This is a genomic window from Enterococcus songbeiensis (assembly GCF_005405265.1).
GTDB lineage: Bacteria > Bacillota > Bacilli > Lactobacillales > Enterococcaceae > Enterococcus_C > Enterococcus_C songbeiensis.
In genome coordinates, this window is the sequence record NZ_BJDS01000007.1 from 70914 (window position 1) to 84470 (window position 13557).

The following is a 13557-nucleotide window of genomic DNA, read 5'->3' on the forward strand; positions in this document are numbered from 1 at the left end:
TCAAAGCCGAAATTTTCGGCTTTTTTTTGTTATACTGAACATATGTTCCAGAAAAAGGAGGCGCGAAGATGTCTTTACAATTTTTACTTGGCGATGGCGGCAAAAATCATGCGCAAGCCTATTTAGAAAAAGCACAGCAATGGTTGATAGAAGATTCAGAGAATCAAGTTTTTTTCCTGGTTCCTAATTACAATAAATTTGAACAAGAACATGAAATTTTATCTGGACTTAAACATGGAGAAAATTTCAGTACAATCCGCACACAGGTATTCAGCTTTCATCGGTTAGCCTGGTACTTCTTGCAACAAACCGGATTGTTATCAAAAAATGTTATTTCCGAAGTCGGCAGCGCGATGATTATGCGTCGAGTTTTGCAAGACTTAGCAGAACAATTAACGGTTTATCGGGGAGAAGTTTCTAAAGAGGGATTTATCCAACAATTACTTGACTTGTTTTTAGAATTACAAATGGGAAATATTTCCCCAGAAGATTTGCAGATTCAATTACAGTCAGAAAAAACAAATGAAGCAGATCAGCAATTGAAATTTAAAGATTTAATGTTGATTTATCGTGCATATCAAAATGAATTGCAGGAACGTGAGCTGCAGGTGGAAAACCCTATTGCAACATTGACTCGCTTTCTTACAGAAGACCAAGACTGTTTTTCCGTGATGCCGAATTTGTCTAAAACGTTATTCATCGTGACTGGTTTTTCAGGTTTTAGCGGACAGGAGCTGCTTTTATTAGATACGCTGATGCAAAAAGGCTCTCTTTTTGTTTCTTTGCTTTTAGATCGAGGGTATCCGGTTGAGGCGCCCTCTCCTTTAAATCTTTTTCGGGAAGCCGGAACCACCTATTTTCAACTAAAATCGTTTGCCTCAGCCAACAATGTGGCAGTGGCATTTGACGAAAAGGCGCCGGACAAGTCGGCTACGTGTTTGACAGAGGTTGAACGATTGTGGCGGCAAACCCAAAATCAGGAAAAGTTTGAAGCCAATTTGCCCGCAGATGATTGTCTGCAGATTTGGAAGGCGGTCAACCCAGAAGAAGAAATTCGTCAAATTGGCGTGGAGATTCGAAAATTGGTTGCGGAAAATCCGCAGATTCGATACAAAGATATCCAGTTATTAACCGCAGAGCCGGATCTTTATGGACAGTTGATTCCTTCAATTTTTAAGGAACTCGATTTACCTTTTTATCTTGACCGTGATTGGTATATGGCACAGCATCCGCTAGTAGAATTTTTGCAGTCATTATTTGCGATCCAGCGATACAATTACCGATTACAGGATATTTTACGCTTGTTGAAGACGGGGCTTTTTTTGCCTCACGATCTTGAAGAAAACCAGCCAGAGTGGCAACAGGCACAAACCCTATTTCGTGATTACATTGATCAAACTGAAAATGTGGCGTTGGAAAATAATTTTCAAGGAACCTATTGGACACGTTCTGAAGACTGGCAGGTAATTCATTACGACTACGATCAAAATGAATTGGAAGAAACGAAGGAACTAACGCGGATGACCAACTTTGTCCGCCGGCAATTTAGTCAACAGATTGCTGTCTTTTTACAGGAATTAAAAGTCAGTGAAACCGGTGCAGAAGCGGTCAAAAAGCTGTATCAGTTTTTAGTGACAGCAGGAGTTGAACAACAACTGCTTCATTGGCGGGATCAAGATATTGCCGAAGGACACCTTGATTTAGCTCGAAATCATGAACAAACGTGGCAGGCACTGATGGATCTGATGGATGATTATTTGCAGATTTATGGGGAAGATACCTTTGATTTTACTGTTTTCCAAACAATCTTTTCTACTGGTTTAGAAAATGCCACTTACGGAAAAATTCCGACAGCAATCGATCAAGTTCGAATCAACCGTTTGCAGTTGGCTCGACCAAATCAAGCCAAAATCACTTTTGCGGTGGGATTGAACGAGCAAACTTTTCCTCGGACGATGGAAGATCATAGCCTGCTGACAAGTGAAGACCGTCAACGTCTGAATGAACAATTTGGTGAACAACAGTTTTTACGGGACGCAGTAGCAGATTCTCTTTCAAACGCACCATTGGAAGCCTACCACGTTTTTCTATCCGGGACAGAACGCTTATATTTGAGCTATGCTGCCAATTACGATACACAACAGAATTTGCAGCTTTCGCCGTATGTCAAACGCTTGGTTACTTATTTGGGTATTTCAGTTATTGAGAAAAATCCTCTGACTACCCAAAGCAAAGCAGAGCATTTTGTCAGCACCTATCGAAACCTTGTCAGTCAGTTGAACGATCTTTATCGACAAGCTGCGGATGAAAAAAAGACCCTGCCGCCAGTTTGGCTTGGTTTGGAAAAACTGCTGATGGCTTCTCCGATTGCCGAGTTTGCTCATAAAGTGTTTGAAAGTCGCACCCATCAAAATGTTCCCGTCAGTCTTTCTCCTGAGTTAGCAGAAAAATTATATGGTCAGGACATTTATACTTCGATTTCACGAATGGAAAGTTTTTATAACTGTGAATACAAATATTTTGCAAACTTTGGCTTACGATTGAAAGAACGACGCATCTATGGCTTAAATCCGATTATGACCGGAGAATTTTTCCATGATTCGCTGGATCAATTTTTGACGGCTCTGATTGAAAAAGGAACACCACTGCAAGAAATGGATGACCAGCAACGGGAGCAATTCATTGAAGAAATATTGGTACGAATTTTTGGTGAGCCGCGGTTCCAAGTATTGAACAGCTCTGCACGTTTAAACTATATTCGTTATCAACTAGGAAAAACAATCAAAAAAGTGACTTGGGCATTGCAAAGACAAAGCCAAAGATCAGATCTTTCCCCGATTCAAACAGAGGTTTTATTTGGTCAAATTGCTAGTCAGAAGGGAATCTCTGGTTTGGAGTTGCCGCTGACTACTGGTGGAAAGCTTCATGTTCGTGGAAAAATTGATCGGGTTGATACTGCAACGAACGGTACGGATACTTGGTTATCAGTCGTTGATTACAAGTCAAGTCATCGACAATTTGATGTTGTGGATGCTTATTACGGCTTAGCAATGCAGTTGGTTACTTATTTGGATGTGGCATTGACCGATGCCGTCCAGCTAGTGGGTACTGATGTTGTCAAACCCGGCGGAGCGTATTATATGCATGTGTACAATCCTGTGTTGAAACCAGAGGAAAGCGATGAAAATGCTCAGTTGAAAAAGTACCAGTTTGACGGTTTATTTGTGGATGATCCTCGCTTATTCGAAAGACTTGACCAATCGTTAGCGCCAAAAGAAAATTCGGCGGTCTTTCCTTTGAAGATGGATAAAGAAGGACAGCTTCAGAAACCAACGAAAAATTCACCGAAGTTCTATACGGAAGACGAGTTACGAATTCTGATGCAGCATAATCGCACTCAAATGCAGCAAGCGGGTGAAAAAATTGTTTCTGGCGATATCGGGTTAAACCCAGCCTATAAGGGCAAAGAACGGATTGCCTGTCAATTTTGCCCATTTCGAAGCGTGTGTGAGTTTGATGTCATGCTGCCGGAAAATAATTACCATCGATTGGAAAAATTATCAAAAGAAGACGTGTTGAAGCGAATGATGGAGGAAGAAAATGACTGATATCCCTTTAAAACCCCAAAATGAAAAGTTTACCGATCGTCAATGGCAGGCGATTTTTGATAAAGGGGACAATTTGCTGGTTTCAGCTTCTGCCGGATCAGGAAAAACGACGGTATTGGTTCGCCGGGTCATTGAAAAACTGAAAAGTGGCAGCAACATCGACGAATTATTGATTGTTACTTTTACCGAAGCAGCTGCACGGGAAATGAAAGAACGAATCCAAGAAGCACTGCAATTGGCGGTCAATCAGGAATCTAACGAAAAAAGACGACAACATTTTACGAAGCAGCTGGTTTTACTGCCAACAGCGAACATTTCCACTCTGCATTCTTTTTGTTTAACAATCATTCGCCGCTTTTATTTTTTGATTGATCTTGATCCGGTATTTCGAATGTTGACCGATGAAACCGAGATTTTATTGTTAAAAGAAGAAGTCTGGGGTGAACTGCGGGAGGAAAAATATGAAGCGAAAGAAGAAGTTTTCTTCCAATTGACGGAAAATTTTTCCGGTGACCGTTCGGATGAAGGCTTGACGGATTTGATTATGTCTCTTTACACTTTCGCTCGGGCAAATCCTGATCCAAAGGCTTGGTTAGCGAGTCTGAAAAAAAATTATGAAGCAACAGATGGTTTAGAGAAAAATCCTCTGTACCAATCCCAAATCAAACCCTTATTGATTAATGCGCTTCAGATGTCGTTGGAACATTACCAGCAGGCATTTCGTTTATCGGAATTTGATCCTGCGTTTGAAAAAATTCATGGATTTATTGCTCACGAACAAAATCAAGCCCAACGACTTTATGATGCGGTAGTAGCCGATAATTTAGCGACAGCTTACAGCCAAGTTGAAGGGTTTGATTTAAAGCAACGCTATCCCGGCTTGCGAAAAGCAGAATACAAAGCCCTCTCCGATGAAATCGGCGAACTGCGAAAGACTGCCCGCAGTTATTTAGAGACGGGCATCAATGAGGCGTTACCATATTCTCCCCAACGAATGACCGAATTGATGGAAAAATCGCTGCCCCTTGTCGAAAAAATGGCGGAGCTGACAGCAGAGTTTATTGACCGATATCAACAACGAAAACAAGATAAAGGTGTTTTGGATTTCAATGATCTGGAACATTTTGCTTTGCAGATTCTACAAGGAAATAATGGAGCTGGAAGTGAAGCGGCGACTTATTACCGCACAAAGTTTGAAGAAGTTTTAGTAGATGAGTATCAGGATGTCAACCGATTGCAGGAAGCACTTTTATTCTGGGTTCGCCAAGAGGAGTCACCTGGAAATATGTTTATGGTAGGGGATGTCAAGCAATCAATCTATGCCTTTCGCTTGGCTGATCCGACATTATTTATCGAAAAATATTTGTCTTTTGGTCAAGAAAAAGGAGGACGTCGGATTGTCCTTGCAGAAAATTTTCGTTCTCGCCAAGAGGTTCTCGCCTTTACCAATCTGGTTTTTCAACAATTGATGGATGAACGGGTAGGGCAGATTCCTTACGATGAAGCCGCAGCGCTGATTCCAGGTTTTCCTGCGTTTCCTGAGAGTGATCAATTCCATACAGAGCTGTTGATTTACGAAAAGGCGGTAGAAGAAGACTCGGAAGTTGTTGAAAGCAAAACAGAAGGTGAACTTTATGTGACAGCGCTGAAAATTCGTGAGCTGATCGATCAGAAATTTGAGATTTTTGATAAAAAAATCGGCAGCAATCGACCGGTTGATTATCGCGACATTGTTTTATTGACACCGACGAAGAAAAATAATTTAGATATTTTAGATGTGTTCAAGAAATTTGCGATTCCCTTGGAAGTAAATGACGCTCAAAATTATTTTCAAGCAACCGAGATTAAAACCATGATCAGTTTGTTGCAGATTATTGACAATCCTTACAATGATATTCCGTTGGCGGCAGTATTACGTTCGCCAATCGTTGGACTGCAAGAAGATGAATTAGCATTGATTCGTTTGGCGAATACGACGGCAGATTTTTATCAAGCACTGCTGGAATTTACGGAAGTAATTGAAACGCCGTTGCAGGAGAAAGTTGTCGCTTTTCTTGAAACATTTGCTCGCTGGCGAGATCATTCGAAGAAACTGGCAATTCCAGAATTACTCTGGGAAATTTATGAAGAATCGGCTTATCCGGACTATGTATTAGGACTTCCGGCTGGACAACAGCGGTACGCAAATCTGATTGCTCTGGTAGATCGTGCACAAAGCTATGAACGTAGTAGCTTTCGTGGCTTGTACCAATTTATTCGTTTCATCGAGAAAATGCAGGAAAAGGACAAAGATTTGGCTGAGCCTCTTGCAATGCCGGTTGAAAATGCTGTTCGAGTCATGACGATTCATGCCAGCAAAGGGCTGGAATTTCCGATTGTTTTCTTACTGGATATGTCAAAAAATTTCAATAATCAAGATTTCACCCGTGACTATATTTTTGAAGAAAGATTAGGTGCGGGGATTCAATACATTGACCCTGATCGGCGGGTTCGCTATGGGACCATGCCTTATCAGGCGATTCAGCAATTACGATTGAAAAAAGCGTTTTCGGAGGAAATGCGAAAACTTTATGTTGCGTTAACTCGAGCAGAGCAAAAATTATTCTTAGTGGGTTCCTATAAAGATCGAACCGATGCCTTGAAAAAATGGCGTGAAGCTTTGTCCCAAAAAGAATTGGTTCTGAATCCTGTTTTGCGGATGAAAAAAACGAATATTTTGCTAAACTGGGTGGGAATGAGTTTAATGCGCCATCCGGAGATGGAAACAATTTTTTCCGAGGCTAGTGAACGCCAATTTACAGTATCCTCAGACGCTCATTTTAAAATTCAATGGTGGAATCAAGAGCAAATTTCTACAGCCCTTCAAACGATTGAAGAAAAACCGACATTGATTTTAGCAAGCGCAAGCAGTGAGGAAGGCGTACTTCCAAAACTGCAACAGCGCTTAGAATACCAGTATCCTTTCGAAAAGGCTCCGATGACGACAAGCTATCAATCTGTATCGGAAATCAAACGAATTTTTGATGATCCCGATAACTTGGATGATGCCCGCTTAACTTGGCAAAGTACTCAGGAAAAAGCTGTTTTTCAACAGTATCGTTATACTGAAGAACGACTGTCCCGCCCGCAGTTCATTGAACAGACAGCAACGGATGCCGCTAGTGTCGGAACTGCGACCCACACAACGATGCAGATGTTGCCGTTAACCCAAAAACCAACTGCTGAAAGTATCGAAGACTTTATCCAACAGTTAGTTTCTTGTGGAACACTGGATATTACAGTGGCGAAAAAAATTGATCGAGAAAGTTTACTGTGGTTTTTTGGTACCCCATTAGGGGAGCAACTGCTTGCCAATTCGGGAAAAGTGAAACGAGAACAACCTTTTGCGATGTTGAAGAATGCTGAACAAATTTTTGTTGACTATGACGAAGTAAAAGATGAATTACTGATTCACGGAATTATTGATGGGTTCATTGAATTTGAAGATCATCTAATTTTATATGATTTTAAAACCGACCACATTATCAATGGTGATACCGATTCGTTAGCAGCAAAATATCGAGGGCAATTAAAACTGTATCGTGAAGCATTGGAAGAAGCGTATAATAAACCGGTAACCGAAACCTATCTTGTTTTACTTTCGGGAAAACAATTGCTGACACTTAATTAATCGAGAAACTTGTTCACTTACAAATTGTAAGAGATGTGGTATACTCATAGCGAGGTGACGAAAGATGGAACAAGTAAAAGCAGCAGAATTTTCACTCTGTCCCAAGTTCGAAAAGGCATTCTCGATTTTAGGAAAAAAATGGAATGGTCTGATTATCGATGTTTTGATTGAAGACGGCTCCCAACGTTTTGTTGAATTGGCAAAAAAAATTCCTGAGGTGAGTGATCGTGTCTTAGTGGAACGTTTGCGGGAACTGGAACGAGAAGGAATTATCGCAAAAGAAGAAAATCTTTATACGTTGACAGAAAAAGGAACTGATTTTGAAAAAAGTCTTATTTCAGTGAAAAATTGGAGCGAGAAATGGATTACTCCTGAAGAATGCAGTTGATTTTATGTGAAAAGTTTTGTACACTGAATACATTCAAATAGTTAAAATAGCTTTGACGGAAAAGAGTAATTTGGCTGAACTTGAAAAGGGAACCCTGTCGCAGACTGAAAGCAGGGGCATTGTTCGAAAAATGAAGTTCACTTCCTGAGCTAGTCTGAGCTTACCCTCAGACCGGTCATCACAACCGTTAATCAAATCAAGTGCGTGATGTTGTCACGAAAATAGGATGGTAACGCGAGACCTCGTTCCTTTATGGAATGGGGTCTCTTTTTGTGCGACAAAATAAGGAGATTTTCCTTAAGAAAATTTCTTAACAAAATAGGAGGAAAAGAAATGTCTTTACAGGAACAACTGGAAGCATTGAAGCATGAAACGCTTAATAAAATCAATGAAGCAATCGATTTGAATTTATTAAATCAAATTCGTGTGGAAACATTAGGAAAAAAAGGACCAATCACAGAAGTCTTACGAGGAATGAAGGACCTGTCTGCGGAAGAACGACCAAAAGTCGGCAGCTTTGCGAATGAGATTCGTGACTTATTGACGCAAAAAATCGAAGAAAAAAAAGCAGAACTGGAACAAGCAGCCATGAACCAAGCGTTAGTCAAGGAAAGTATTGACGTGACGCTACCGGGAAAACCTGTTAAACAAGGCGATCGTCATGTATTGACCCAAATTATGGAAGAAATTGAAGATATTTTCGTCGGTATGGGTTATCAAATCATTGAAGGGTATGAAGTTGAATCAGATCATTACAACTTTGAACGAATGAATTTGCCAAAAGATCATCCGGCACGGGATATGCAAGATACTTTTTATATTTCAGAAGATATTTTGATTCGGACCCATACGTCTCCGGTTCAAGCACGAGTAATGGAATCCCATGATTTTTCAAAAGGTCCGTTACGAATGATCTCACCGGGGAAAGTTTTCCGTAGAGATACAGATGACGCGACTCACAGCCATCAATTCCACCAAATTGAAGGATTGGTCGTAGATAAAAACGTAACAATGGCAGATTTAAAAGGTACATTGGAAGTCATGATGAAGAAAATGTTTGGTGAAGAACGTGAAATTCGTCTACGTCCAAGTTATTTTCCGTTTACGGAACCTTCTGTTGAAGTGGATGTTAGCTGCTTCAAGTGCGGCGGTGCTGGATGTAACGTCTGCAAGTACACTGGCTGGATTGAAATTTTAGGCGCCGGCATGGTTCATCCAAATGTATTAAAAATGTCAGGCATCGATCCGGAAGAATACAGCGGGTTTGCTTTTGGATTAGGACCAGATCGAGTAGCAATGCTACGATATGGCGTCAATGATATCCGGAATTTTTATCAAAATGATCTACGCTTTTTAAGTCAATTCAAGGGGGAATAAAGAAAAATGTTAGTATCCTATAAATGGTTAAATGAATATCTTGACCTTTCTGCCGTTTCGCCACAAGAATTGGCAGATAAAATGTCTGTTACCGGTATTGAAGTTGAAGGTGTTACTCAACCGCAAACCGGTTTGAAAAAAATCGTTATCGGTGAGGTTAAGGAATGTAAACCACATCCTGATTCTGACCACCTATCTATTTGTCAAGTAGATATTGGTGAAGAAGAATTGTCTCAAATCGTTTGCGGTGCACCAAATGTGAAGGCGGGCATCAAAGTAATTGTTGCTTTACCGGGCTCACGGATTGCCGGCAATGTGAAAATTAAAAAGGGAAAAATGCGGGGAGAAGTTTCAAATGGAATGATCTGCTCTTTGCAGGAAATCGGTTATAGTGACAGCGTGATTCCAAAAGAATATTCGGAAGGCATCCAATATATGCCAGAAACTGCTGTCAATGGCGAACCAGTTTTTTCTTATCTTGATATGGATGACAGTATCATTGAACTTTCGATTACACCGAATCGTGCAGATGCATTAAGTATGCGAGGTGTTGCTTACGAGGTCGGAGCAATCTATAATCAAAAACCGCAATTCAAAGAAGAAACGTTAGTGGAATCAGAAGAAGCTGCAGCGGAGAAAATCCAAGTGACAGTTGAGGATACGACAGATGCGCCCGTCTATCAAATTCGCATCATTGAAAATGTTAAAATCGCACCAAGTCCTCAATGGTTGCAAAATCGGTTGATGAATGAAGGAATTCGTCCAATTAATAATGTGGTGGATGTGACCAACTATATTTTATTGTTGTTTGGTCAACCGTTGCATGCGTTTGATTATGACAAACTAGGTAGTAAAGAAATTCTTGTTCGTCGTGCTACTCCACAGGAAAAATTTGTTACTCTGGATGGAGAAACCAGAGAATTGACACCAGAAAACATTGTAATCACTAATGGAAAAGTTCCGGTTGCATTGGCTGGTGTAATGGGAGGATTGGACTCTGAAATTTCAGAAACGACAACAACCGTAGCGTTAGAATCTGCCTTATTTGATGGTGTTTCGATTCGTCGAACATCGAAGCAATTTAATTTACGCAGTGAATCTTCCGCACGTTTTGAAAAGGGCATCAACAAAGCAACGATTGGTGCAGCAAGTGATGCAGCAGCAGCCATGATCGCTGAATTAGCCGGAGGGAATGTACTAAAAGGACGTGTTAGCGGATCTGAAATCAAAGTAGAAGATCAAGTTGTCACGATTCGCTTAGAAAAAATCAATCGTTCATTAGGAACAAAACTGACAGTTGCTGAAGTCAATCATATTTTCGATGCGTTAGGTTTCCCTTTTGAAGAAAAAGAAGAAACTTACACAGTGACGATCCCACCTCGGCGATGGGATATTACGATTGAGGCGGATATCATTGAAGAAGTTGCCAGAATCTATGGATATGATCGTTTGCCTTCGACTTTACCAAGTGGCGAAACGGTTGCTGGTAGTTTGACAGCTGAGCAAGCAAAAACACGGAAGATTCGGACAGTCTTGGAAGGTTCCGGCGTTTCAGAAGCAATCAGCTATGCGTTAACAACAGAAGACAAATCTGCTTCTTTCATGATGCGTGAAAGCCAAATGACTCGTTTGGATTGGCCGATGAGTGAAGAACGATCTGTATTACGCCTGAATTTAATTAGTGGGTTGTTGGATGATGTTGCTTACAATGTTGCCCGTAAGAATACGCAAATTGCGTTGTACGAAATCGGTCGGGTCTTTTATCAAGAAGCAGATCCTAAGAAAAATCTACCGTTGGAAGAAACTCACGTAGCGTTGGCATTATCTGGGGATTGGCAAAGCAAAGATTGGCAAATGCCAGCAGAAAAAGTGGATTTCTTTACGATTAAAGGAATTTTGGAAAACTTGTTCCAGACACTTTCCATCAATGAGCGAATCACTTATCAAAAGACTGCTGAAATGCCGGAAATGCATCCGGGAAGAACAGCTGAGATTTTCTTAGGAGAAGATAAAATCGGTTTTGTTGGACAAGTCCATCCGAGTGTGGCGAAGCAATATGCTATTTCTGAAACCTATGTGGCAGAGTTGAACTTGGAAGCCTTGTTAGCGGCTGATGTGGCAAAAGTTATCTATCAAGCCGTTTCCAAATTCCCATCAGTAAGTCGGGATATCGCTTTGTTGGTCAAACAAGACGTTGCGAGTCAAACAATCGTTGAAGTTATTCGCACAGCTGCCGGAAAATATTTGAATTCGATTCAATTGTTCGATGTTTATCAAGGAAAAAATATTGAAGCAGGCTACCGCTCAATGGCTTACAGTCTGACATTTGGTAATCCAGACGCAACATTGACGGACGAAGAAATCAATCGGGCGATGGAAAAAGTAGTGGGCGCCTTAACAAGTGAAGTTGCAGCTGAAATTCGATAAAAAATAAATAATAGTTAAAAAAAATTCCGCTGACTATTTTAGCCGGCGGAATTTTTGATTTTTTAATTAAAGTATTCGATGCCCATTGCTCGTTTGACTTCTGATAGGGTTTGAGATGCAACTTTTTCAGCAGCCTGGCTACCTTCACGAAGGATCGCCATGACACCAGCAGGATCTTTTGCAAATTCTGCACGGCGGGCGCGGATCGGTGCTAATTCTTCTTCTAAAACATCAATCAGATAGCGTTTGATTTTAACATCCCCAAGTCCACCTTGGCGGTAATGATTCTTCAACTCTTCAATATAGGCCTTGTCTTTGCCGAAAACATCAAGATAGGTAAAGACCATATTGCCTTCCACCTGACCAGGATCTTCCACATGGATGTGATTTGGGTCCGTATACATACTCATCACTTTTTTCTGTACAACTTCTGCAGGGTCAGCTAAATAAATCCCATTACCCAAAGATTTACTCATTTTGCCGTTGCCGTCGATTCCTGGTAAGCGACCCATTCCTTTGGGGGGCAAAACAGCTTTTGGTTCAACTAAAACTTCTCTATAGGTGGAGTTGAAACTGTGGACGATTTCTTGAGTTTGTTCCAACATAGGTTTTTGATCTTCACCAACAGGAACCAATGTAGCCTTAAAGGCGGTGATGTCAGCTGCCTGTGACACAGGATAGATGAAGAAACCAGTTGGAACGCCTTCACCAAATTGTTTTTGCTCGATTTCTGCTTTGACGGTCGGATTACGTCGCACACGACCAACACTGACGAGATTTAAATAATACATCGTCAATTCTGCTAATTGAGGAATTTGCGATTGGATAAACAATGTGGTACGGGCAGGATCTAACCCGACGGAAAGATAATCAAGAGCTACTTCCAAGACATTTGAAGAAACTTTTTCAGGATTTTTCGCATTGTCTGTTAAAGCTTGCATGTCTGCAATCATAACAAATAGTTGGTTTTCAGGATCATTTTGCATTTCTACTCGTTTTTTTAGAGAGCCGACATAATGACCTAAATGGAGTTTTCCCGTTGGACGATCTCCAGTCAGAATAATATTTTTCAAGTGAGTTCCACCTTTTCTAAAAATCTATAAATCTACAACTCTCATCTTACCTTTTTTCTCAAGATGAAACAACTCCCATAAATGGAAGATTTCTCATTTAGCAGAAGTCAAAAGCGTATTTTATTACATAGCAATGTCATGAAAAACAAAAATAATTGATTTATTTGAAAAAATTTCAACAAAAACTTTACAAATTAAAAAATAGTAGACTATAATGTTACTTAATCTTAAAAAATATTTAATGTAATTCTAAGTATAGAGAAAGGTGGCGAAATATCCATGATCGAATTTAAACAAGTCGAAAAGTATTATGGGAAGTTTCATGCACTAAAAAATATCAATTTAACTTTTGAAAAAGGAGAGGTAGTTGTTGTTATCGGACCATCCGGATCAGGGAAAAGTACGATGCTGCGCTGTATCAACGGCCTTGAAACCATCACTTCCGGAGAATTGTTAATCAATAAAAAAAATCTCCACAGCAAGGATGTGAAGCTGACGGAGATCCGTAAAAATATTGGAATGGTCTTCCAGCACTTTAACTTATACCCAAATAAAACAGTGTTAGAAAATATCACGTTGGCGCCTATCAAAGTGTTAAAGAAAAAAGAAGCAGAAGCTATTGATTTAGCGGAAAAATTATTAAATCGAGTTGGGATGTTGGATAAAAAAGATTCCTATCCATCGATGCTTTCAGGGGGACAACAGCAGCGGGTTGCAATCGCGCGAGGATTGGCGATGAACCCAGAAGTACTTTTATTTGATGAGCCCACCTCTGCCCTTGATCCGGAAATGATTGGTGATGTACTAAATGTTATGAAAAAAATAGCCCATGATGGAATGACCATGGTAGTAGTGACCCACGAAATGGGCTTTGCCAAAGAAGTAGCGGATCGGGTAGTTTTTATGGCTGACGGAGAAGTCGTTGAAGAAAGTCGAAATGTCGCAGAATTTTTTGACCATCCAAAAACTGATCGGGCACAGCAATTCATCAGTAAAGTCATTGATCATTAGGAG

7 protein-coding genes are annotated in these 13557 nt (G+C 40.5%); 6 read left to right on the top strand and 1 reads right to left on the bottom strand.

Annotation, left to right across the window (positions count from 1 at the left end; translation table 11 throughout):
• Positions 1–68: 68 nt before the first annotated feature.
• The 5 genes from FFM66_RS04680 (at position 69) to pheT (ending at position 11470) form a co-directional block, all read left to right on the top strand.
• Positions 69–3608: a PD-(D/E)XK nuclease family protein gene (locus FFM66_RS04680; protein ID WP_137605152.1), complete on the top strand. Its 3540-nt coding sequence runs from the start codon at positions 69–71 to the stop codon at positions 3606–3608.
• Positions 3601–7278, top strand: coding sequence for a helicase-exonuclease AddAB subunit AddA (gene addA / locus FFM66_RS04685; protein ID WP_137605153.1), 3678 nt, complete (start codon positions 3601–3603; stop codon positions 7276–7278). Before FFM66_RS04680 ends, addA begins: the two co-directional genes overlap by 8 nt.
• 64 nt (positions 7279–7342) lie before the next feature.
• On the top strand, positions 7343–7666 hold the full coding sequence (locus FFM66_RS04690; protein WP_048605168.1) for a winged helix-turn-helix transcriptional regulator: 324 nt from the start codon (positions 7343–7345) through the stop codon (positions 7664–7666).
• A gap of 333 nt (positions 7667–7999) precedes the next feature.
• The gene (gene pheS / locus FFM66_RS04695; RefSeq protein ID WP_048605169.1) at positions 8000–9043 is read left to right on the top strand and encodes a phenylalanine--tRNA ligase subunit alpha; all 1044 of its coding nucleotides are present in this window, start codon (positions 8000–8002) and stop codon (positions 9041–9043) included.
• Between the two features lie 6 nt (positions 9044–9049).
• Positions 9050–11470, top strand: coding sequence for a phenylalanine--tRNA ligase subunit beta (gene pheT / locus FFM66_RS04700; RefSeq protein WP_137605154.1), 2421 nt, complete (start codon positions 9050–9052; stop codon positions 11468–11470).
• Positions 11471–11532: 62 nt separating this feature from the next.
• Here pheT and trpS read toward each other — a convergent pair whose 3' ends face one another.
• Complete coding sequence (gene trpS / locus FFM66_RS04705) at positions 11533–12543, bottom strand: tryptophan--tRNA ligase (RefSeq protein WP_137605155.1); 1011 nt, start codon at positions 12541–12543, stop codon at positions 11533–11535.
• A gap of 273 nt (positions 12544–12816) precedes the next feature.
• On the opposite strand from trpS, the gene FFM66_RS04710 reads away from it, so the two are divergent.
• A complete protein-coding gene (locus FFM66_RS04710) occupies positions 12817–13554 on the top strand; it encodes an amino acid ABC transporter ATP-binding protein (protein ID WP_048605172.1) in 738 nt (245 codons plus the stop codon).
• The last annotated feature ends 3 nt before the right edge of the window (positions 13555–13557 follow it).

Excerpts from the sequence above, each read along its gene's own strand:
- FFM66_RS04680 (WP_137605152.1), top strand. The coding sequence starts at position 69 with ATGTCTTTACAATTTTTACTTGGCGATGGCGGCAAAAATCATGCGCAA.
- addA (WP_137605153.1), top strand. The coding sequence starts at position 3,601 with ATGACTGATATCCCTTTAAAACCCCAAAATGAAAAGTTTACCGATCGT.
- FFM66_RS04690 (WP_048605168.1), top strand. The coding sequence starts at position 7,343 with ATGGAACAAGTAAAAGCAGCAGAATTTTCACTCTGTCCCAAGTTCGAA.
- pheS (WP_048605169.1), top strand. The coding sequence starts at position 8,000 with ATGTCTTTACAGGAACAACTGGAAGCATTGAAGCATGAAACGCTTAAT.
- pheT (WP_137605154.1), top strand. The coding sequence starts at position 9,050 with ATGTTAGTATCCTATAAATGGTTAAATGAATATCTTGACCTTTCTGCC.